Source organism: Mesorhizobium sp. CA4, assembly GCF_020165075.1.
Lineage (GTDB): Bacteria > Pseudomonadota > Alphaproteobacteria > Rhizobiales > Rhizobiaceae > Mesorhizobium.
Genome location: NZ_JAIUHK010000034.1, coordinates 49054 through 68551, shown reverse-complemented (window position 1 = coordinate 68551; position 19498 = coordinate 49054). Strand labels below are relative to the sequence as shown.

Annotated in this window: 21 protein-coding genes, 1 tRNA gene and 2 pseudogenes; 11 read left to right on the top strand and 13 right to left on the bottom strand. The window is 63.5% G+C overall.

Annotated features, from left to right (window positions below; translation table 11 throughout):
* The first annotated feature begins 647 nt into the window (after positions 1-647).
* Positions 648-896: a hypothetical protein gene (locus tag LB528_RS24085; RefSeq protein WP_224517536.1), complete on the top strand. Its 249-nt coding sequence runs from the start codon at positions 648-650 to the stop codon at positions 894-896.
* A 12-nt stretch (positions 897-908) separates the two neighbouring features.
* Positions 909-1913, top strand: a pseudogene (locus LB528_RS30475) (tyrosine-type recombinase/integrase); the annotation flags it as partial.
* A gap of 191 nt (positions 1914-2104) precedes the next feature.
* Here LB528_RS30475 and LB528_RS24075 read toward each other — a convergent pair.
* A tRNA-Ile gene (locus LB528_RS24075) sits at positions 2105-2180 on the bottom strand.
* A gap of 222 nt (positions 2181-2402) precedes the next feature.
* Between LB528_RS24075 and LB528_RS24070 the strand changes: the two genes are divergently transcribed.
* Complete coding sequence (locus LB528_RS24070; protein WP_224716569.1) at positions 2403-3113, top strand: SIMPL domain-containing protein; 711 nt, start codon at positions 2403-2405, stop codon at positions 3111-3113.
* Positions 3114-3321: 208 nt separating this feature from the next.
* On the opposite strand, the gene LB528_RS24065 is transcribed toward LB528_RS24070, so the two are convergent.
* Both LB528_RS24065 and LB528_RS24060 read right to left on the bottom strand, forming a co-directional pair.
* On the bottom strand, positions 3322-3675 hold the full coding sequence (locus LB528_RS24065; RefSeq protein WP_224716568.1) for a hypothetical protein: 354 nt from the start codon (positions 3673-3675) through the stop codon (positions 3322-3324).
* A 274-nt stretch (positions 3676-3949) separates the two neighbouring features.
* Positions 3950-4396, bottom strand: a complete 447-nt coding sequence (locus LB528_RS24060; protein WP_224716567.1) for a YcgN family cysteine cluster protein — start codon at positions 4394-4396, stop codon at positions 3950-3952.
* 195 nt (positions 4397-4591) lie between these two features.
* On the opposite strand from LB528_RS24060, the gene LB528_RS24055 reads away from it, so the two are divergent.
* Positions 4592-6961 carry an OmpA family protein gene (locus LB528_RS24055; protein WP_224716566.1) on the top strand — a complete coding sequence of 790 codons (2370 nt, stop codon included), beginning with the start codon at positions 4592-4594 and terminating at the stop codon, positions 6959-6961.
* A gap of 420 nt (positions 6962-7381) precedes the next feature.
* Positions 7382-7900 (top strand): TIGR00645 family protein, encoded by a 519-nt coding sequence (locus LB528_RS24050; protein ID WP_224530384.1) that lies wholly within the window; start codon positions 7382-7384, stop codon positions 7898-7900.
* 15 nt (positions 7901-7915) lie between these two features.
* On the opposite strand, the gene LB528_RS24045 is transcribed toward LB528_RS24050, so the two are convergent.
* From LB528_RS24045 to LB528_RS24035, 3 genes are all read right to left on the bottom strand, one after another.
* Positions 7916-8782, bottom strand: a complete 867-nt coding sequence (locus tag LB528_RS24045; RefSeq protein WP_224716565.1) for an SDR family oxidoreductase — start codon at positions 8780-8782, stop codon at positions 7916-7918.
* Positions 8783-8888: 106 nt separating this feature from the next.
* Positions 8889-9536, bottom strand: coding sequence for a helix-turn-helix transcriptional regulator (locus LB528_RS24040; RefSeq protein WP_224716564.1), 648 nt, complete (start codon positions 9534-9536; stop codon positions 8889-8891).
* 8 nt (positions 9537-9544) lie between these two features.
* Positions 9545-10420, bottom strand: coding sequence for a S1C family serine protease (locus LB528_RS24035; RefSeq protein WP_224716563.1), 876 nt, complete (start codon positions 10418-10420; stop codon positions 9545-9547).
* A gap of 160 nt (positions 10421-10580) precedes the next feature.
* On the opposite strand from LB528_RS24035, the gene LB528_RS24030 reads away from it, so the two are divergent.
* Positions 10581-11528, top strand: a complete 948-nt coding sequence (locus LB528_RS24030) for a S1C family serine protease (RefSeq protein ID WP_224716562.1) — start codon at positions 10581-10583, stop codon at positions 11526-11528.
* 13 nt (positions 11529-11541) lie between these two features.
* On the opposite strand, the gene LB528_RS24025 is transcribed toward LB528_RS24030, so the two are convergent.
* Positions 11542-11967: a VOC family protein gene (locus LB528_RS24025; RefSeq protein WP_224517557.1), complete on the bottom strand. Its 426-nt coding sequence runs from the start codon at positions 11965-11967 to the stop codon at positions 11542-11544.
* A 66-nt stretch (positions 11968-12033) separates the two neighbouring features.
* Between LB528_RS24025 and LB528_RS24020 the strand changes: the two genes are divergently transcribed.
* Positions 12034-12660 carry a TetR/AcrR family transcriptional regulator gene (locus LB528_RS24020; protein ID WP_224716561.1) on the top strand — a complete coding sequence of 209 codons (627 nt, stop codon included), beginning with the start codon at positions 12034-12036 and terminating at the stop codon, positions 12658-12660.
* Here LB528_RS24020 and LB528_RS24015 read toward each other — a convergent pair.
* Complete coding sequence (locus tag LB528_RS24015) at positions 12602-13549, bottom strand: LysR family transcriptional regulator (protein ID WP_224716559.1); 948 nt, start codon at positions 13547-13549, stop codon at positions 12602-12604. The two genes, LB528_RS24020 and LB528_RS24015, sit on opposite strands and share 59 nt — an antisense overlap.
* A 113-nt stretch (positions 13550-13662) precedes the next feature.
* On the opposite strand from LB528_RS24015, the gene LB528_RS24010 reads away from it, so the two are divergent.
* Both LB528_RS24010 and LB528_RS24005 read left to right on the top strand, forming a co-directional pair.
* Positions 13663-14322, top strand: coding sequence for an FMN-dependent NADH-azoreductase (locus LB528_RS24010; protein ID WP_224716558.1), 660 nt, complete (start codon positions 13663-13665; stop codon positions 14320-14322).
* Between the two features lie 451 nt (positions 14323-14773).
* A complete protein-coding gene (locus LB528_RS24005) occupies positions 14774-15706 on the top strand; it encodes a 3-keto-5-aminohexanoate cleavage protein (protein ID WP_224716572.1) in 933 nt (310 codons plus the stop codon).
* A gap of 35 nt (positions 15707-15741) precedes the next feature.
* On the opposite strand, the gene LB528_RS24000 is transcribed toward LB528_RS24005, so the two are convergent.
* On the bottom strand, positions 15742-16035 hold the full coding sequence (locus tag LB528_RS24000) for an HlyU family transcriptional regulator (protein WP_224716557.1): 294 nt from the start codon (positions 16033-16035) through the stop codon (positions 15742-15744).
* 50 nt (positions 16036-16085) lie between these two features.
* Positions 16086-16727, bottom strand: a complete 642-nt coding sequence (locus LB528_RS23995) for a TetR/AcrR family transcriptional regulator (protein ID WP_224716556.1) — start codon at positions 16725-16727, stop codon at positions 16086-16088.
* Positions 16728-16919: 192 nt separating this feature from the next.
* Between LB528_RS23995 and LB528_RS23990 the strand changes: the two genes are divergently transcribed.
* Together LB528_RS23990 and LB528_RS23985 are read left to right on the top strand one after the other, a co-directional pair.
* On the top strand, positions 16920-17576 hold the full coding sequence (locus tag LB528_RS23990; protein ID WP_224716555.1) for a PspA/IM30 family protein: 657 nt from the start codon (positions 16920-16922) through the stop codon (positions 17574-17576).
* Positions 17577-17635: 59 nt separating this feature from the next.
* On the top strand, positions 17636-17896 hold the full coding sequence (locus tag LB528_RS23985; protein WP_224716554.1) for a YiaA/YiaB family inner membrane protein: 261 nt from the start codon (positions 17636-17638) through the stop codon (positions 17894-17896).
* A 78-nt stretch (positions 17897-17974) separates the two neighbouring features.
* Here the strand turns inward: LB528_RS23985 and LB528_RS23980 are convergent, their stop codons facing one another.
* The 3 genes and pseudogenes from LB528_RS23980 to LB528_RS23970 all read right to left on the bottom strand — a co-directional run bounded on the left by LB528_RS23980 (position 17975) and on the right by LB528_RS23970 (position 19497).
* Positions 17975-18646 carry a PadR family transcriptional regulator gene (locus tag LB528_RS23980; RefSeq protein WP_224716553.1) on the bottom strand — a complete coding sequence of 224 codons (672 nt, stop codon included), beginning with the start codon at positions 18644-18646 and terminating at the stop codon, positions 17975-17977.
* Between the two features lie 138 nt (positions 18647-18784).
* Positions 18785-19143: pseudogene (locus LB528_RS23975) on the bottom strand (thiol-disulfide oxidoreductase DCC family protein).
* Positions 19144-19203: 60 nt separating this feature from the next.
* Positions 19204-19497, bottom strand: coding sequence for a GYD domain-containing protein (locus LB528_RS23970; protein WP_224517578.1), 294 nt, complete (start codon positions 19495-19497; stop codon positions 19204-19206).
* Between the last annotated feature and the right edge of the window lies 1 nt (position 19498).

Sequence of the window (19498 nt, the reverse complement as noted above, 5' to 3'; positions counted from 1 at the left end):
TTCTTCGACGCCGTTCAGGCGGCCTTGCTCTGCAGCGTACCCGCCTAGCCGCTGCCTCTCCGGCCCGGCCCGCGACCGGACAATAAGCCTGCCTTCCGCGATCGCAGCAAGGGCCGAACTACAGCCGCGCGCCATTCATCATTCATTCATAATATCAGCAGATTCTCACGAGCGGGCATGCTGATGCTCCTCAACTGCAACACCAGACTGTCGGCAGGCTGCGGATTCGGGTGGCGGCGAAACAGACACGGGCGGGGGGAGGAGGACTGACCAAATGTCGAATAGAGAAATCGGAACATCCCGTTTGCTCGGGATGCGTGTCGCCGATCTGCAGGCGCAAAGCTGCCGTACGTGCCGTGGATAGCTTCGGGTCAGACTCTCACGTCCCTACAGGTCTTAGCGGCATCGAGAGAGGCCCATCGCGCCCGACACTGTAGAAAAATCGCATGGTCTCCGACCGGGGGAAAGGCGGTAGCGCTCTCCCGACTCGAACACCTGAACTCACATAACCATCCTATTTATACGCCGAGACCGCAATTTGCCGCAGTGCTAGATCGGTGCCCTTCCGGCGGAGGTTGATGCACTCTAGATCCTGATCTCTGAACAGAAGTCCGTGCACTAGGCGGACATATGCCGGCGGCGAGGTCATGAAAAGCGATTCCCTTCCCTACCCTCCTCGGGGTCTCTCACGTGAAGAGGCCGCTCGCTATGTCGGCGTAGGCGTAACCAAATTTGACCAAATGGTCGCCGACCGCCGCATGCCAAAGCCGAAGAAAATAGATAGTCGTGTAATCTGGGATCGCCTCAAACTGGAGGCCGCGTTCGCCGATCTCCCCGGCGACGATGAAGAGAATATTGTCGACTTTCTCTTGCAAGGGAATCATCGTCGAGAATAGTCTAGGCCCCTGATGGAACAGCGCCTGAAAGACAAATATCCGGGCTTGTCTTCCTACAAGGATCGGCATGGAACGACGCGGTGGCGCTACCGCGTCAACGGACGTCTGGTGACGCTGCCCGCCCCGAACGATGTAGGTTTCAAGGAAGCCTACCAAGCCGCGGTCGAGGGCCGGAAGATCCACAAAGCGCAGGTTGTAAGGATGCCGGGTGCTGCCTTGCCGGGAACCTTCGGTGCGGCGGAGCAGAGATTGAAAGCATCGGTCAAGTGGCTCGCCCATGATGAGAGTACGAAATTCAAGAACAGCCGTCTGATCGAGGAATTTCTGGGCCTGCGGGTTGTCGATGACCATCCCCTTACATGGCGCGATGTGCCCGTTAAGAACCTGCGGCGAGTGCACGTCGAGGAGCTTCTGGGACGCTTCATCGCGACACCACACAAGGCTAAGCACCTGCTGGTTGCGATACGCAAACTCGTCAATGTCGCGATACGCCTGGAATGGATCGAAATCGATCCCACCGCAGCTGTGGAATGGCGTCCCGCCTACACAGGCTGGAAGGCTTGGCCAAGCGAAGCAATGCAGAAGTTTGAACAGCGCTGGCCGCTCGGCACGGCTGCGCGTACCTGCTATGGCCTCGCGCTTTGGCTGGGCAATCGTCGCGGCGATGTCGCCGATTTGCGATGGGACCAGAGGGTCACACGCAGGGTCATGATCGATGGCGAGGAACGTCAGTTCGACGGCTTCGACATCACCCAGGGCAAGAACAAGACCAGGACCGGAGGCAAGCGGCTTTTCGTTCCGATTACACCGATGCTTGCCGAAATCCTCGATGCCACTGACAAGCGGGGCGAAACGGTCTTGGTCACGGCTTATGGCCAGCCCTTCTCCGCCAAATCCCTGACCGGCACCATGGCTCATTGGTGCAAGCTCGCCGGGCTTCCGAAAGGGCTGACGCTGCACGGACTGAGAAAGTCGCTTGGCGTTTATCTCGCCGAGGCAGAGGCCTCAACCAGACAGCTCATGGATGTGCTCGGTCACGACGATATCGATCATGCCGAACTCTATTCGCGCGAGGCATCGCAGGTTCGGCTGGCGGTCCAGGGGATGGATCGAGTCGTGCGTCTTGTGACGCGCAAGCCCATGCTTGGCGAACCTCTTGGCGAACCTGTTGGCGAACCTGCCCGTAAGCCATTGATAAATAACGATAATGGTGGGCCCGGAGGGACTCGAACCCCCAACCAAGCGGTTATGAGCCGCCGGCTCTAACCATTGAGCTACAGGCCCCACGCGGGCTGGCTTAGTGTTTTTCGCTCGTCCGCACAAGGCTTTCGAAAGCGCTGGCGCAAAACGCCAAAATCAGCCCATATTCGCGCCCTAGAGCGGCCTGCGCCTCTATGGCGCGAAACAGGTCCGGCCCTTGCGCCGCACTGCCGGGAATCGATGCCTTTTTGCGGGTCGAGGCAGATGTGGATCGGGGCTGCGGACCGCAGACTTCGAGGAGTTTTCATGACCAGACATCTTTTGCCCATCGCGCTCGCTGCCGCGGTCGCGTTCCCGGCGCTGGCAAGCGCCGCCGACACCCAGCCTCCGCCCCGCATCATCGTGTCCGGCGAAGGCGAAGCGACGGTGGCGCCGGACATGGCGATCCTTTCGCTCAGCGTCATGCGCGAGGCCAAGAGCGCGCGCGAAGCGCTCGATGCCAACAACGACGCCATGGCGGCGGTGATCGCGGCGATGAAATCCGCCGGCATTGCCGAACGCGACCTGCAGACCGCCGGCATCCAGATCAACCCGCGCTACAACTACACCAACAAGGCCGACGGCAGTCAGGAAGCCGAACTCGTCGCCTACCAGGTGACCAACACGCTGTCGGTGCGCGTGCGCAACGTCGACAAGACGGGCGAGATTCTCGACAAGGCGGTGTCGCTCGGCGTCAATCAGGGTGGCGGCATCACCTTCACCAATGACGATCCGAAGGTGACGATCACCGAAGCCCGCAAGAAGGCCGTCGCCGACGCCATGGCCAAGGCAAAGACGCTTGCGGAAGCAACCGGCGTCAGCCTGGGCAAGGTGCTCGAGATCACCGACCAGAATGTCGCGCCGGTGCCGATGCCGATGGCCGCCAAGTCGTTCGATGCGGCCCGTTCGGCCGTCCCGGTGCAGGCCGGCGAAAACTCCTATAATGTCCAGGTCACGGTCACCTTCGAGCTGAAGTAACGTCGGTCGGCGCCGCAGGCGTCGCAGGCGCCACCGCCACCAAAAAAGCCCCGGAGGATCGGTCCTCCGGGGCTTTTTTCGAGCCGCGCCTCGTCTCAAGGGGCTCCGCTACTCAAGATTGATCTTGCAGAAGATGGTATCTCATAGGCGATCCTCTTTGAGGATCGTCCGCATAGACGGTCCTCGCAAAGGATCGTCCCTTTCAGCCTCAGCGATAAATGATCGGGCAGCCGCGCTCGTTGGCGAACACCACCACCACTCGGTCGCCATACTGGCGGCCGACAACCTTCACCGTGCGGCGGCTGATGTCGACGATGCGGGCGCGGTGCAGACCCATGCGCTCAGCTTTGTCGAGGGCACGGTCCGGCGAGCAGCCGCGCCAGTCGCGGTCGCGGCGCCAGTCGCGGCGGTAGCCGTCATCATCGCCGGTATAGATGCCGAAACGCGGGTCGTGCCTGTCCCCGAAACCGAGATAAAGGCTGTCCGCATGCGCCGGAATGGTGGCCAAAGTGCCAAGCCCGACAAAGGCCGAAAGGGCTGCCGTCTTGATCGTGTTGAGCATCGTCTTCTCTCCTTATTGTGGGCTCTCGCCCGTAGAACCGATGACTGGAAAATGCCTTTTTGCGTCTGAACCTTCCGCGAACCGGCCATTCATGTCCGGTTCATATAAGCGCGAACCCGCCAGGGTTCGTCGCTCTTCGCCAAAAAACGCCAACCCCCTCAGGTTCTAAACGCGAACCCGCAGGGTTCGTCGTTCCTCGTCAAAAGCGCGCCGCCGCCAGAGTTCGTCATCCAGATGCGAACCCGTCGGGGTTCGTCATCCCGACGCGAACCCATCAGGGTTCGTCGTCAAGTATATAATCAAAGTAGTCGTCCGGCTCGGCCAGATCGGTTTCCTTGGCCTTCACGCGGCCCTGGATCGAAACGCCGGCTTCGTGCACGGTCGCAGCGCTTCCCGAGACAAGCCTGTGCCACCAGTAGAGATCATGGCCCTCGGCGATGAGCCGGTAGGCGCAGGTCTTTGGCAGCCAGGTGATGGTGCGCACATTCTGCGGCGTCAGGCCGACGCAATCAGGCACGCGCGCCAGGCGATTGGCATAGTCGGAGCAGCGGCAGTTCTCGGCGTCGAACAGCCGGCAGCCGACGCTTGTCCAGAAGATCTCGCCCGTATCCTCGTCCTCGAGCTTCGACAGGCAGCATTTGCCGCAGCCGTCGCATAGCGATTCCCATTCGGCCGGGGTCATCGCCTCAAGCGTCTTCGTTTTCCAGAATGGCGCGGTCATTTTGGTGGATTTGGCCCTCCGCGGCCTTTTGGTCAAGCGCGCGGTGACGGGTGACCCGGTATCAACATTAGAAAAACACGAAATTGCCTTCAAAAGGCCGGCCAGGCATCCTTGGCTGGCGCCAATGCCCGGCGGAACCAATTGCGGCTGACGAAAGTTTGGGCAGGGATGGGACCCCACTAGGAGAAAATCGACATGAAACGCCAACCACGGATTCTGGCGGGCACGGCAATCGGCCTGCTTATGGCATCCGCGCCGTTGGGCGCGTACCCGCTGCAGGGGGGTGTCACTTCCGGCGGCCTGCACGGCGCGCCGCTTGTGCTGGCTCAGGCCGCTTGCGCCGAAGGCCAGTCGGCCGAGGAATGCGCGCAAGGCGGAGCCGAGCAGCCGCGCAAAAAGAAGCGCGAACAGCAGCAGCAAAGCGAATCGGCGCCCGCCACCGAACAAGCAGCACCTGCCGAGTCCGAGCAGAAGCCGCGCAAGAAGCGGCAGGAGCTGCAACAGATGCAGTCCGGCCAGTCAGATGAGGCTGCACCGGCCGAGCAACAGCTCAAGCCGCGCAAGAAGCGCGACCAGCAACAGCAGACCGAGTCGGCCCCGGCCGACCAGGGCGGCCAGCCTGCAACTGAGGAGCAGCAGTTCAATCCGCGCAAGAAGAAGCGCGAACAGCAGACCGAGGCGGCTCCAGCCGATCAGGGCGGTCAGCCGGCAACCGAAGAGCAGCAGCCACGTAAGAAGAAGCGCAACCAGCAGGCCGAATCGGCGCCGGCTGAGCAACCGGCCGAGCAGGCCGCCCCGGACCAGCAGCAACTGCGCAAAAAGAAGTTCAATCAGCAGCAGCAAAGCGAGACGGCTCCGGCCGAGCAGGCCACCCCCGACCAGCAGCAACTGCGCAAGAAGAAGCTCAATCAGCAGCAGGGCGAGACGGCTCCGGCCGAGCAGGCCGCCCCCGACCAGCAGCAGCAACTGCGCAAGAAGAAGCTCAATCAGCAGCAGCAGGAAGCGGCACCCGCGGAACAGCCGGCAAATGACAACCAGCCCGGCAAGCAGCGCAAGCAGGCCCAGCAACCTGCCGAGCAAAACCAGACCCCCGCCGAACAGACGCCAGCAGGCCAGGGTTCTCGCAAGCTCAAGCCGTTGCCGGTTCCCGGAACCGCGCAGGCACCTGCCGAGACCGAGCAGGCGCCGGCTCAACAGGAACAGCCTTCGAACCAGAACAAGAGGCAGGCCAAGAAACCGCTGACCGAGCAGCCTGCACCCGGGCAGCAGCAGCCTGCCACTGGTGAACAGCCGGCCAACAATCAGCCTGCCAACAACAACCAGCCCGAAAGCGGCGGCAATGCCGCGCAGGGCGCGGCGCCTGCCAACCCGAACGAGGCACCTGTCCTCGACAGCCAGAAGGATGCCATGCGCAGGCACAAGGGCCGCCAGCCGGCCGGCCAGAACGAGACTGGCCAAGCCGGCGCTGAACAGAGCGGTAATCAAGCCGAGCAGCATGGCGGCAATCAGGCCGGGCAACAAGCCGGTCAGCAGGCGCAGAGGCCGGCTCCAGTCGATCAGGGACCGCCGCCCACCGACGACAAGTCGGCGCAGCAGGCGATCAAGCCCGAAAAGATCGTCCCCGTGGACCAGGAGAAAGGTAAGCGGATCGAACTTACGCCCGAGCAGGTTGTCCGCGAGCGTCGCCGGCCGCAGGGTGCCGACGTGGTAAAGCAATTCGGTGACCGGGTGATCCTTCAGTTCAACAACCAGACGTTCGTGGAAAGCAACGAAGCTCCCCGCATCACCCGCGGCGCCAGGGATGTTTACTACGAGGATCTTTCGGACGGTCGCACGCGCGAAGTCGTGGAGCGCGACGACGGCGTCAGGATCATCACAATCCGCAACCGTAACGGCGACGTCATCCGGCGATCGCGCATTACACCGGACGGCCGCGAATATGTGCTGAGCTATGTCGACGAGCGCTACTATAACGATGTCGACGAGTGGCGCGATCCCGGCGACGACCTGCCACCGATGCGGCTCGACATCCCGCGCCGGGACTACATCCTGGATTCGGAGGAGGTCCAGGATCCGGACGAATACTATACCTTCCTCGAGCAGCCTCCGGTGGAAAGGGTGCAGCGCCTCTACTCGATCGACGAGGTCAAGCGCTCGGCCCGCGTGCGCGACATCGCCCGGCGTATCGATCTCGACACGCTGAACTTCGATTTCGGCTCGGCGACGATCTCCGACACCGAAGTGCAGAAGCTCGAAGGCGTGGCCACCGCCATGGAAAAGCTTCTGAAGAAGAACCCGGCGGAAACCTTCCTGATCGAGGGCCATACCGACGCCGTCGGCACGCCGGACGCGAATCTCGCGCTCTCGGACCGCCGCGCCGAGGCCGTCGCCGAAGCGTTGACCAACGCCTTCGGCATCCCGGCCGAGAACCTCACCACGCAGGGCTATGGCGAGGAATATCTCAAGGTGAACACGCCCGGACCGAACCGCGAGAACCGGCGTGTCGCCATCCGTCGCATCACCTCGCTGGTGGCGCCGGTGGCAAGCAACAGCGAGCAACAATGAGCGTTTGATTTCAAGATCCTGTCGGGATTTTCGGAATCAGCGCGCAAGAGGAAGGCCCGTCCGCTTCGGACGGGCCTTTTCCTTGCCGGCTCAAGAAGAATTGTCCTGCTTGATCCGCCCTGCTCATTGAATCGCCGCATTGCGGCACCCAGATTCTCTGCAGGGCGTTCCCTGCCCTGTCCCGACTCCAGCGGGACCCACTGAGCTCCGCCGGGTCCCCTCCCCGGCGGGGCTTTTTGTCTTGAAAACGGGCTTCATCTGGCCGAAATACGGTCCGGAGCAATTCCCGGAAAAGTGTGAAGCGGTTAGGCTCGGCGCCTTCGCCCTTCCGTCCGGAATTGCGTCAAACAAAGAGATAGAGCGGTTCGCCGTTTGGTGAAACGGTGAAAAAGCTCTATCGCAATTTGACCGGAAGGCTTCATGAAGCGTCTCGAACTCGCCATCGAATCCGTCATCCTGGCCTCGCGCTGGCTGTTGGTCGCCTTCTATCTCGGACTCGGCGTGGCGCTGGCGATCTACGCGCTGTCCTTCGGCAAGAAGCTCTATGAGTTCGTCATGAGCGCCTTCACGCTCGGCGACACCGACACGATCCTCAAGATGCTCGGTCTGATCGACGCGGCGCTTGTCGCCTCGCTGGTGGTGATGGTGATCATCTCGGGCTACGAGAATTTCGTCAGCCGCTTCGACGAGCAGGACGGCGAGGTCCATTGGCTGGGAACGATCGATGTCGGCTCGCTGAAGGTCAAGGTCGCCTCGACCATCGTCGCCATATCCTCCATCCACCTTTTGCAGGTGTTCCTGAATTCCGTGTCCTATACGACCGACCAATTGATGTGGTTGACCATCATCCACCTCGCCTTCGTCGTCTCGGCACTGATGCTGGCCTATATCGATCGGGTGATGGCGCTGGCGAAGGGCAAAAAGGCCGAGATGGATTGAGGCCGACCCCGACCGTCAGTAGATCCTTTTTACCTTCGTCTGCGAGTTCGCGAACACCTCGTCCGGGACGAAGAAGTCGCCCGCAAGCTGATCGGCCGCGCCCGGCGCGTAGGCCGAAAAGTCCGTCACGCCTTCGGCGCGCAGCACCTCTTCGTCGATGTAGAAATTGCCGGTCGCCTCGCGCGACGGACGCAGGAAGATCGCGTGCGCGGCGTCGGCCATGATGTCGGGCGAGCGGCTCATCGCAGCCACCGTGGCGCCGCCGAGAAGATTGCGCACCGCAGCCGTATCGATGGTCGAGATCGGCCATAGCGAATTGACGGCGATGCCGGCTCCAGCGAACTCGGCGCTCATGCCAAGCGTGCACATCGACATGCCGAATTTGGCCATCGTGTAGGCGACATGGTTCTTGAACCACTTGGCCTTCATATCGAGCGGCGGCGCCAGATTCAGGATGTGAGGGTTCTCTGCCAACTTCAGGTGCGGAATGCACATTTTGGAGACCAGGAACGTGCCGCGCGTGTTGATTTGGTGCATCAGGTCGTAGCGCTTCATGTCGGTCTCCAGCGTGCCGGTGAGCTGGATGGCGCTGGCATTGTTGACGCAGATGTCGATGCCGCCGAACCGCTCGACGGTCCTCGCCACCGCATCGGCAACCTGGGTCTCGTCGCGGATGTCGCAAAGCACCGGCAGCGCCTCGCCGCCAGTCCGCTCGATTTCTTCCGCCGCGCTGTAGATCGTGCCCGGCAGCTTCGGATGCGGCTCAGCGGTCTTGGCCGCGATCGTCACATTGGCGCCGTCGCGCGCCGCGCGCAGCGCGATCGCCAACCCGATGCCGCGCGATCCGCCCGAGATGAACAGCGTCTTCCCCTTGAGCGACATGTCTCGCCTCCCTCTTCAATTCGGGAGGCAACTTGCGCGGGCGATACACTTGGCGCAAGAGCCGAAGGGGCGGACCGAGGTTACGCAACGTCGTGCGCGGATAGGCTCAGACCAATACCAATCCTTGCCGCATCGCGATCGCGATGGCGTCGGTGCGGTTGGCGGCGCCGAGCTTGATCAGGATAGCGGCGACATGGAATTTCGCCGTGTGCACGGAAATGTTGAGCCGCCGGGCGATGACCTTGTTCGGCGCGCCTTCGGCGAGCAGCGCCAGCACCTCCGCCTCGCGCGGCGACAAAGCCGGGCGAGGCTGGTTGTCGTCAGGCGTCTCTTCCTCGGCAGGCTCATCATCGCGGAAATCGCCATGCGCGACCTCCGACGGCGCCGCGCTACTGACGCGGTAGCCGGAGGCGGCGAGCCGCGCTGCGGCGGCGATCAGCAGGCCATCTGCGGAGGCAGGCAGCAAGGCCAGCACATTGTCTGTCACCTGCTCGCTGCCCGCACGCCGCGAAAGCAGGACGATTGGCGTGGCCGAACTGACGACCCGGCTTTCCAGGCCGGCCTCATCGGCGACGGCGACATCCGCCAGTTGGCCGACGCCGCTTCCGGCCAATACCGGCAGCAGATCGTCGCTGGCGGCAAGCGCATCGGCAAGCTGCTCGGCGCGCCGGGCATCGGCGAGCGCCACCAGCACCGTCAGCCGATGGGCTGATGGTTCCGGCCGTGCAATCGCTTGTGCTGCGCTGTTTGCCATCAGCCCTCTCAGCTCAGCGGCTTCTCGCCGATGGTGATCGACACGTCGCGTTCGGCGCCGCCGCTCGAAACACCGAGCGTCACGGTTGTGCCGGCGCTGTCCGGTCCAAGCTTGCGGATCAGTTCGCGCGGACCATGCACGGCCTCGCCGTTCCAGGCGACGATGATGTCGCCGACATGCAGGCCGGCGGTCTTGGCCGGTCCGCTGTCGTCGAGGCTCATCACCATGGCCCCTTTCGTGTCGCCATTGCGGATCGGATGCAGCCCGGCGCCGAGATAGCCGCGCGCGACATGGCCCTTCTCGCGCAGCGTCGCGACTGCGCGCTCGATCGTCTCGTAAGGCATGAGCAGCGCACGCCGGCGCGGTCCGAACAAAAGCATGCCGATCAAGCCACCCTTGGCATCGAGCACCGGCCCGCCCTCGAAGCGCCCGCCGGTGTTGATGGCGAGGTTGATGCGCCGGTCGATCGTGCCGCCGCGCATCGAGCGCCAGGCCGGCCCGACCTCGCCGACCGTGCCGAACACGGCAAGCGCGGCGCCATCGCTATTGCCTGCGGCGATCGCCAGATTGCCGGGCCGCACGGCGCCGGCCTGGGCGAGTTGCGGCAAACCGTCAGCGCCGGAAGCCGGTTTCAGCAGGGCGACGCCCGTCGACGGATCGCGGCCGACGAGTTCCGCCTTGACGGTTTCGCCGGAAGCCAGCGTCAATTCGATCTCTTCGCCGGCTTCGACCGCTTCCTCGGCGGTGACGAAATAGCCGTCGCGCCAGTGGAAGGTGCTAGCGGTGCGGTGATGGTGCGTGACGAAACTCCCCAGCGCGGGGGCAGCGGTGGCCGCGACATCGGCGATCGCGTCGGAAAAGGCACTGAGATTGAAGTCGCTCATAAGACTGTCTCCTGGGTTCGGTGACCCAGATATCGCTCGGTAACACCGCCGCGGGTACTCGCCTGACGGCTAGTCGCCGGCCGGACTGGCCATCTGGTCAGGTCGCGGCAATTGCGGCTGCTCCGCACATATAGTCATCATTCTACGAGGGAACACGCCGATGGCTTTCGCAGCCGAAAAACTTCCATCCGACGACACCTTGCTCGATGCCTATTCGGCGACGGTCGCCGACGCCGTCGACCGCATCGGCCCAGCCGTGTGCCGTATCGAGCGCATCGGCGCCGGCGGTCACGGCTCCGGCTTCGTCATCGCGCAGGACGGGCTGGTTGTCACCAACTTCCATGTCGTCGGCGACGCGCGCGCCGTGCATGTCACCATGCCGGACGGTGCTTCGCGCGAGGGTCATGTGCTTGGCCGCGATCCCGACACCGACATCGCGCTCGTGCGCGCCGACGGCAGCTTTGCCGACGTCGCGCCGCTCGGCGATTCCAAGCGCCTGCGCCGCGGCCAGATCGCGATTGCGATCGGCAATCCGCTCGGTTTCGAATGGACCGTCACCGCCGGCGTCGTCTCGGCGCTCGGCCGCTCGATGCGCGCCTCGACCGGCCGGCTGATCGACGACGTCATCCAGACCGATGCCGCACTCAATCCCGGCAATTCGGGCGGACCGCTGGTGTCGTCGGCGGGCGAGGTGATCGGCGTCAACACCGCCATGATCCACGGCGCGCAGGGCATCGCCTTCGCGGTCGCCTCCAATACCGCCAATTTCGTCATCTCGGAAATCATCCGCTTCGGCCGCGTGCGCCGCGCTTTCATCGGCGTTTCCGCCGACACGACCAACCTGCCGCGCCGGGCAGCACTCTTGTCGCAGGTGACCACGAACACGGCAGTGCGCCTGCGCAGCGTCGAGAAGGACGGTCCCGCCGCCAAGGCCGGGTTGAAGGAAGGCGACGTCATCGCGGCAATAGACGGCCGGCCGGTCACCGGCGTCGACGACCTCGTGCGCATCCTCGACGCCGAGCGCATCGGCCGCGAGACGCTCTGCACGGTCGTGCGCCGCACCGGCGTCAGGCAGGTGACGGTGACGCCGGTGGCGCGGACGAGCTAAGATCGCCGCTGGCCTAACTCCCGGCCACGCCCTCGGCATATTGCGCCAGGAATTCCTCGCTTGGCGGGATCGGCTTGATCACATCGATCAGCACGCCATTGGGATCCCTGGTGATGAAGTGCCGCTGGCCGAACGGCTCGTCGCGCAAGCTGCGCAGGATCGGCAGGCCGGCGGCGACGACCCGCTCATAGACAGCGTCGGGATCGCGGACCTCGAAATTGATCAGCAGGCCCGATGTCCGCCCCCGCCCTTCTTCCGGGATCGTCTCATGGTCGCCCTGGACGATGCCGAGGTTGACGCGCCTGTCCTCGCACGAGCGCAGATGGACATACCAGTCGCTCGCAAACAGCGGCTCGAAGCGGAAATGCTCGACATAAAAGTCCGCGGTGCCTGCGACATCGTCCGTCATCAGCACCGGATAATAGCTGGTCGTCTTCATCTTTCCTTCTCCTCTCATCCAACATACAGTCTGTATGTAAATGCAAATAACATACAGGCTGCATGTATGCAACAAGGGTCCGAACGCCGCTCCAACCGCGACCGCACCGAAGCGACGCGCGCCGATCTGATCCGTGCGGCGCGAAAGCTGTTCACGGAAAAATCCTATGCCGAGACCGGCACGCCCGAGATCGTCGCCGAGGCCGGCGTGACGCGTGGCGCGCTCTACCATCACTTCGCCGACAAGCAGGCGCTGTTCGCGGCGGTCGTCGAGCAGGAAGCAGCGGCCGTGGCGACGGAGATCGACCAAGCCTCCCCGCCGTCGCTATCCGCGCGTGACGCGCTGATCGCCGGCTCGGACGCCTATCTCAAGGCAATGCGAGCGCCCGGCCGCACGCGGCTCCTGCTGCTAGACGGGCCGGCCGTGCTCGGCCGCGCCGCCATGGACGAGATCGACAACCGCCACGGCAACCGCTCGCTACGCGAAGGTCTGGTTGCGGCGATGCGCGCGCAAGCAATGACCAGATTGCCGGTCGAGGCGCTGACCGCCCTGCTGGCGGCCGCCTTCGATCGGGCCGCATTAGCCATCGAGGCCGGCGCGTCCGGCGAGGATTACCGCGCGGTGCTGATCGCGCTCATGGAGGGCTTGTCTGCGGCCCCTCCTCCGTCCACACGCCCGGCTCCGTCTCGTTGAAGCAGCCAAGCTGCCGCTTGAACTCATCGATCAGCCAAGTCGCTGCCGGCTTGGGGCTGCGGTCGTTGCGGTGCATGGCGTACATCGGTGAACGGACTTCGCGGTAAGGCTCGAGATCGAGCTCGACCAGCCGGCCGCTGGCCAGGTCGTCGGCGATCAGCCAGCGCGGCAGGCCGCCCCAGCCAAGCCCCTCGCGCATCAGCGCGTGCTTGGTGCGCAAGTCCGTCAGCCGCCAAGTGCGATAGGCAAACACGCCATAGTCGCGGCCGCGCGTCCGCTCCGACTGGTCGGTGACGACAAGCTGGATATGCTCGCGCAGATCCTCGAGCTCGACCGGCTTCGGCAGTTTCGCCAGCGGATGATCGGGTGCGGCAGCCGGCACCAGCGAGATGAAGCCGACGCGCAGCAGATTGACATCGGCATCGCCTTGCAGGCCGCCGAAGCCGAGATCCGCCTGGCCGTTGACGACTTGGTCGACGATCAGGCCAAGCGAGCCGATATAAAGCCGCAGCATGACCGCCGGGAATTGCGCCTCGAAGGCCTTGAGCACGCGCACTAGCGCCGGTGAGGGCAGCGCCACGTCGACAGATATCGCCACTTCCGCTTCCAGCCCTTGCCGGTAGCCGTCGGCACGCGAACGGATGCGCTGCAGCACGCCGATCATTCGCCGCGCATCTTCCAGCATCGCCTTGCCGACGTCGGTCAGCTGCGGCTCGCGCACGCCCTCGCGCTCGAACAATTTCAGGCCGAGCTGCGCTTCGAGATTGGCGATGCCATAGCTTACCACCGACTGCGCCCGGTTGAGCTTGCGCCCCGCGGCAGAGAAGCTGCCGGTGTCGGCCACCGCCACCAGAATTTGGAGCTGATCCAATGTTGGGTTCGGCTGCATGCTTCCCATCCATATTGTTGATGGATTGTATGCACATTATACCCATTATCCTGATGAGGCAGCAATCCCATATTGGCGGGGAAGTTTCAATCCAACCCCAAGGGGACACCGCCATGTCTATTCTTCTCGTTACCTCCAGCCCGCGCGGCGCCGCTTCGCACTCGACCCGCGTCGCTACCGACCTTGCCCGGAAGCTCGCTGCCACCGATCCGTCCAACACGCTCGTCGTGCGCGATCTGGTCGCCAACCCGCTGCCGCATATCGATCCCGACTACGCCACCGGCATCTACACGCCCGCCGAAGCCCGCACCGCGCGCCAGGCCGAGGTCGTCGGCGTTTCCGACGCCGTGCTCGACGAGCTTTTCGCCGCCGATACCGTGATCCTTGCCACCGGCTTCATCAACTTCAACATCTCCTCGACGTTGAAATCTTGGGTCGACCACGTAGCCCGCTCGGGCAAGAGCTTTGCTTACGGCGAGAACGGCCCGAAGGGCCTCGTCAACGGCAAGAAGGTCTATATCGTGCTCGCTTCCGGCGGCATCTACTCCGAAGGCGCCGCGGTGCAAATGGACCATGCAGTTCCCTATCTGCGCAGCGTGCTCGGCTTCCTCGGCATGACCGATATCGAAGTGATCCGCGTCGAGGGTGTCGGCATGGGCGCCGACGCCGTCACCGCCGCGCTTGCCAAGGCCACCGCCAAGGTCGACGCGATCGCCGCCGCCACGGCTGGCCAGGTCGCCGCCACGGCTGGCCAGGTCGCCGCCGCGGCCTGACCGCCGATGCCGGAAATAAAAAGAGGCAGGCGCCCGCCAGCGCCTGCCTCCTTTTGCATTTTCGCCCGCGCTATAGCGGCGGCAGCACCACGGCTGGATGGCGCTCCTTGCGCAGGACCAGCCTCACGGCGCCGGGCGCGATCCGATATCCTCCTGTGCCGACAGCGATCCGCCGGCCGCCAGCGCAAACAGCTGGAGCGACTTTTTCTTCCCCCTGGTCCTGACCACCTCCGACAATTTGAAGACACTGCCGCAAGGGCTGACCGTGTTCGTCGGCGAATTCACCACCGACTGGGGGGTGCTGTTCACCGGGCTGACACTGGCGGCACCTGCCGACTACCTTGCTCTATATCGTGCTGTCGAAGCAGTTCATTTCCGGCATCACGCAAGGCGCGGTCAAATAGGCACGGTCAAACAGGCGCAGTCCAACAACGAAGTCAGGGCATCAAAAGTGGCGAACCAGAACAAGATCATCATCACCTGCGCGGTCACAGGCTCGATCCACACGCCGTCAATGTCGCCGCATCTGCCGGTGACGGCTGAGGAAATCGCCACTGCCGCGATCGAAGCGGCCGAAGCGGGTGCCGCGATCGTCCATCTTCACGCCCGCAACCCGTTCGACGGGCGCCCCGATCAGTCGACCGAGGCGTTCGCCCCGTTCCTGCAGGTCATCAAGCAGCGCTCCAACTGTGTGGTCAACATCACCACCGGGGGTGCGGCGACGATGAGCGTTGAGGAGCGCGTCAGGCCGGCCAAGGTGTTCGCGCCCGAAGTTGCGTCGCTCAACATGGGCTCGATGAATTTCGCGCTGTTCCCGATGCTGGAGCGCTTCAAGACCTTCGAGCATGACTGGGAGCGGCCCTATCTGGAATCCTCGCGCGACCGCATCTTCCGCAACACTTTTGGTGACATCGAGCACATATTGCGCACCTGCGCCGACAACGGCACGCGCTTCGAGATCGAGTGCTATGACATCGGCCATCTCTACACGCTGGCGCATTTCGTCGAGCGCGGCCTGGTCAAGGCGCCGTTCTTCGTCCAGAGCGTGTTCGGCATCCTGGGTGGCATCGGTACGCACCCGGAGGACGTCGCGCACATGAAGCGCACGGCCGACCGCCTGTTCGGCGATGACTATCAATGGTCGGTGCTGGGCGCCGGCCGCCATCAATTGCCGATCGCCACGCAAGCGATTGCGCTGGGCGGCAATGTACGTGTCGGCCTGGAGGACTCGCTATGGATCGGCAAGGGCAAGCTCGCCCGCTCCAGCGCCGAACAGGTGACCAAGGTGCGCCAGATCATCGAAGGCCTCGGCGCATCGATCGCCACGCCCGACGAGGCGCGGCAGATTCTCCAGCTCAAGGGCGGCGACAAGGTCTCGTTCTGAGCTAGGAGAAGCTGGCCGGCGCAGCCGAAGTACCTTCAGCCGAACATCCGCTCGCCCTGCTCGTCGACGAGCTGGATGCCTTTCTTGATCGAGATGTCGACGGCGTCGTCCAGCCCGGCGAAGCGGTCGGCGCGGATGAAGCGATGCTCTTTCATCACACCATCCACTTCCTTCGAGACGACGCCGCAGGTCTGGTACTGGCCCTCGGCCTTGTAGGGCGTCGCGCTGATCAGGAATCCCTTGTGCTCGACCTGCTTGGCCGGCTTGGCGGTGCCGGTCTCCGTTGCTTCGCCACCGCCGCCGCCAAAAAGCTTCTTCAGAAAAGACATTTTTCAAAACTCCCATTCACGTGGGCACCAAGGATTCGCGGCGCCCCTTGTTACGCAGGCTTTGTCTCAGCATGCGCGAATGCGCCGCCGTGTTCCAGCCCCTTGACGAAAACGCCGACCAGAAGCTCGATCTGATGCCAGATCTCTTCGGCCTGCCTGCTGTCCGAATTCGCCACATAGCCGCTGGTCACAATGCCATGCACGCTTGACCACAAGGTCCGTGCCGCAAGCGCGCGGCGGTTGTCGTCGAGACCGAAATCACCTGCCTTGAGCACGCCGGCGACGATGTCGAAGAGTGCATCGAGCAGCGCGTCATAGGCATCGGGGCCAGGCTGCGTCGCGCGGCGGCGGTTGAAGGCAAGCACCGCCGGCCAACTGCCGGGATGCGCCTCGACGAAGCGCACATAGGCCGCCGCCATGGCCAGGATGCGATGCTGGACATCGGTCACCCCTTGCCTTTCGAGATCGGCCATGGCCGCCAGACCCGTCGCGCCGAGCCGGTCGAGCAGCCGCATGTTGACGGCGCGGTGCACCTCGTCGAGATCGGCAAAGAGGTTATAGACGGATCCGACGGAGATGCCGGCCTGCTCGGCGATGGTGCGCGCCTTCAGATTGTCGGCCCCGCCCTCGTTGAGCAGCGCCTCGGCAATGGCGAGCACCTTCTCGCTCATCTCTTCCTTGTCCAGCGCCATGCTCTTGCCTGTCCTTATATCCGGAGCCGCTCGTCGGCCCGGATTCATTCCATTTGCCTGCATTTACCATGTCCTGCGTCTCATGAACAGCGTTCAAAGTATCTCTTGAACAATGTTCATTTCCTGTTATTTTGAGTTGTGAACAACGTTCACGTAAACAGGGAGAAGACCATGCTTAGCCTGATCAAGACATTGCTGGACGGCGCCAGCGCACGGGCCGAGGACAATCTGAAGGATCGTTTTGCGATCGACCTTCTGGCCCAGCGCATCCGCGACGCGGAGGTGGGACTCGCCGCCGCCAAGCAGACGCTCGCCTCGCTGATCGTGCGCCAGCGTACCGAGCAGACCAGCCTCGACCAGCTCGACCGCCGCATCGCCGATCTGGAAACCCGTACCCTCAGCGCGCTCTCGGCCAACAACCAGGCGCTTGCCGAAGGCGGCGCTTCCGCGATCGCCGAGCTCGAGAACGAGCGCGAGGTCCGTCGCGCCACGGTCAAAAGCCTGAGCGAGAAGACCTTGCGGATGCGTCTGTCCGTAGAACAGGCGCATCGACGCATCATCGATCTCAACCAGGGCATGATCTCGGCCCGGGCGATCGATGCCGAACGCAAGGCGCAGTCGCGCCTCAACCGTTCGATCGGCCGCACCGCGAGCATCAACGAAGCGGAGGAACTGCTGGCCCGCATCAAGGAAAGCAGCGACCCGTTCGAGGAAGCCGACATCCTCGACGAAATCGATGGCGAGCTGCGCCACGAGGCGATCCGTGAGCGCCTCGCCGAAGCAGGTCATGGACCGGCCACCAAGGTACGCGCTGAGGACGTCCTGGCGCGCCTCAAATCCCTGAACTGAACCCGCTATTTCCGAAACAGATCAAATCCCGAAACAGACCAAATCCAAGGAGCAATACGATGAACGGCAATCAGACCTATATTTTGTTCAACACGGTATCGGTGGGCGCAGCCTACTTCATGCTGGCGCTGTCGCTGTGGCTGGCGCCGGTCGACCTCTCGACCAAAGGCTACTGGGCGATGGGCGTGCTGCTGCTCACCGGCGGCCTGGTTAACCTGGTCAAGTACCGCACCGACGAGCGGATCGCGGCCGAGACCACCGCCAAGATCGAGAAGGCGCGCAACGAGAAGCTGATCAGCGAATATGTCGGCAAGGAATGATCCCCTGCCCTTGCGGTCGCGAACTGAATGCGAAAGCCCGGAGCGATCCGGGCTTTTGGAGCTTCCTATGAGAATGTCTTAGCGACGAGCCAAGGCCTCGATCGCCTCGGCGGCGTCTTCCAGGATGCTGATCGCCTCGGCCTGCTTGTCTTCCGGCGCGTCGGCGATGTCGCCCAGCGCGGCACGCAGCCGGTGGCGCAGCGCGCGGAACCGGTCGCGCGTTTCCGAACGGCCGCGGCGCCCCTCGTCCTTGTCGTCGCCCCAGCCGAACCATTCGCGCGCCGCGGCCATCTTGCGGCCGAAGCGCTCGAGATGATCGAGCACGCTGTCGATCATCTCGCGGTTCTCTTCGAGATGCGCCCTGCCGGCCTCGGTGATCGAAAACACCTTCTTGTTGCCTTCGCTCGAGGATACCGCATAGCCCGCCTCTTCCAGGAAGGTCAGCGTCGGATAGACCACGCCCGGGCTCGGGCTGTAGATGCCGCTGGTGCGCTCCTCCAGCGCCTTGATGATGTCGTAGCCGTGGCGCGGCGCATCGGCCAGCAGCGACAGCGTGATCAGCTTGAGATCGCCGTCGGCCAGCATGCGCCCGGCGCGGAACATGTCGCCCGGGCCGCCGCGCCCCCCGCCCCTGCCGCCATGGCCGAACGGGCCAAAGCTGCCGCCGCTGCGGCCTCCGAATTTGCCGGCCATATGCATGAACATGCGCTCGCCGAAATGGCTGTGCCCCAAGTGACCGTGTTTGTGCATGGATTGCTCCTTGAGTTATATCTTACGATATATCTTACGTAAGACTGACCGTGTTCTGAGTCAAGATATATCTTACGATGTATCGCAGCCTTGGCCAAGAGCTGCCCGTCATGCACGGAGAGGGTCGGAGCAAGCCGCCTACCAATGGCCCTTGCGGCGGTTCCAGGCATAGAGAAGGTCCGCGAAGCGGTCATAGGCGAAGCGTGCCAGGGGCAGCGCGATGGGGTTGCCGAACAAGCTCGCCAGCCATTCCTCGCGATCGCCACATCGGCGCCGACCAGCAGTCGCCCGCTGGCATCGGTCGCATGCAGACGCCGGCGGATATCCTCCAGCGAGGCGCCGAAGGCGGAGAGCGCCTCGGGTTCGAAATTGATGTCGCGGAATTCGACGCGGCCCGCCTTCATCGCCTCGATGAGCCGCCGCTTCTGTCGGTTGATGCCGGCGTCGCACACCGGACAGCGTGTGTTGTACCAGACGGTCAGCAACGGCTCGGGCATGGCGCGACTATCGGGAATGCGGCGCGGCTTCGCAACAGCCACGCCGCTCCCTTCAGCCAGTTACCCGAGCGAGCTGATGATCTCGCGATAGGCGAATTCCGGAAACGCCTTCATCGTCCGCGTTTTGACATTGCCGCCCGAAGACAACAGCAGCGCGAAGCGGGCAAGCACTGCATCGTCCGGCGCTTCGACGATGGCGACCATGTCGCATTCGCCCATGGTCAAGTAGAATGATTTGAAGGAGCCGCCCATTTCCCCCAGCAGCTTCTTGGCGGCATCGAGCCGCTTCGGCGACTCCCGAACATTCTTGGCGCCGAGCTCAGTCCAGTTGATCAATATGATATAGGTCGTCATG

Coding starts and splice junctions, on each gene's coding strand:
- LB528_RS24045 (WP_224716565.1), bottom strand. CDS start 8,782: ATGTCGCTCAAGGGGAAGACGCTGTTCATCTCGGGCGGATCGCGCGGC.
- LB528_RS24015 (WP_224716559.1), bottom strand. CDS start 13,549: ATGCAGCCGAACCCAACATTGGATCAGCTCCAAATTCTGGTGGCGGTG.
- LB528_RS24040 (WP_224716564.1), bottom strand. CDS start 9,536: ATGGCAAACAGCGCAGCACAAGCGATTGCACGGCCGGAACCATCAGCC.
- LB528_RS24010 (WP_224716558.1), top strand. CDS start 13,663: ATGTCTATTCTTCTCGTTACCTCCAGCCCGCGCGGCGCCGCTTCGCAC.
- LB528_RS23995 (WP_224716556.1), bottom strand. CDS start 16,727: ATGGCGCTGGACAAGGAAGAGATGAGCGAGAAGGTGCTCGCCATTGCC.
- LB528_RS24055 (WP_224716566.1), top strand. CDS start 4,592: ATGAAACGCCAACCACGGATTCTGGCGGGCACGGCAATCGGCCTGCTT.
- LB528_RS23970 (WP_224517578.1), bottom strand. CDS start 19,497: ATGACGACCTATATCATATTGATCAACTGGACTGAGCTCGGCGCCAAG.
- LB528_RS24070 (WP_224716569.1), top strand. CDS start 2,403: ATGACCAGACATCTTTTGCCCATCGCGCTCGCTGCCGCGGTCGCGTTC.
- LB528_RS24035 (WP_224716563.1), bottom strand. CDS start 10,420: ATGAGCGACTTCAATCTCAGTGCCTTTTCCGACGCGATCGCCGATGTC.
- LB528_RS24000 (WP_224716557.1), bottom strand. CDS start 16,035: ATGTCTTTTCTGAAGAAGCTTTTTGGCGGCGGCGGTGGCGAAGCAACG.
- LB528_RS24025 (WP_224517557.1), bottom strand. CDS start 11,967: ATGAAGACGACCAGCTATTATCCGGTGCTGATGACGGACGATGTCGCA.
- LB528_RS24030 (WP_224716562.1), top strand. CDS start 10,581: ATGGCTTTCGCAGCCGAAAAACTTCCATCCGACGACACCTTGCTCGAT.
- LB528_RS24065 (WP_224716568.1), bottom strand. CDS start 3,675: ATGCTCAACACGATCAAGACGGCAGCCCTTTCGGCCTTTGTCGGGCTT.
- LB528_RS24085 (WP_224517536.1), top strand. CDS start 648: ATGAAAAGCGATTCCCTTCCCTACCCTCCTCGGGGTCTCTCACGTGAA.
- LB528_RS24050 (WP_224530384.1), top strand. CDS start 7,382: ATGAAGCGTCTCGAACTCGCCATCGAATCCGTCATCCTGGCCTCGCGC.
- LB528_RS23980 (WP_224716553.1), bottom strand. CDS start 18,646: ATGCACAAACACGGTCACTTGGGGCACAGCCATTTCGGCGAGCGCATG.
- LB528_RS24060 (WP_224716567.1), bottom strand. CDS start 4,396: ATGACCGCGCCATTCTGGAAAACGAAGACGCTTGAGGCGATGACCCCG.
- LB528_RS24020 (WP_224716561.1), top strand. CDS start 12,034: ATGCAACAAGGGTCCGAACGCCGCTCCAACCGCGACCGCACCGAAGCG.
- LB528_RS23985 (WP_224716554.1), top strand. CDS start 17,636: ATGAACGGCAATCAGACCTATATTTTGTTCAACACGGTATCGGTGGGC.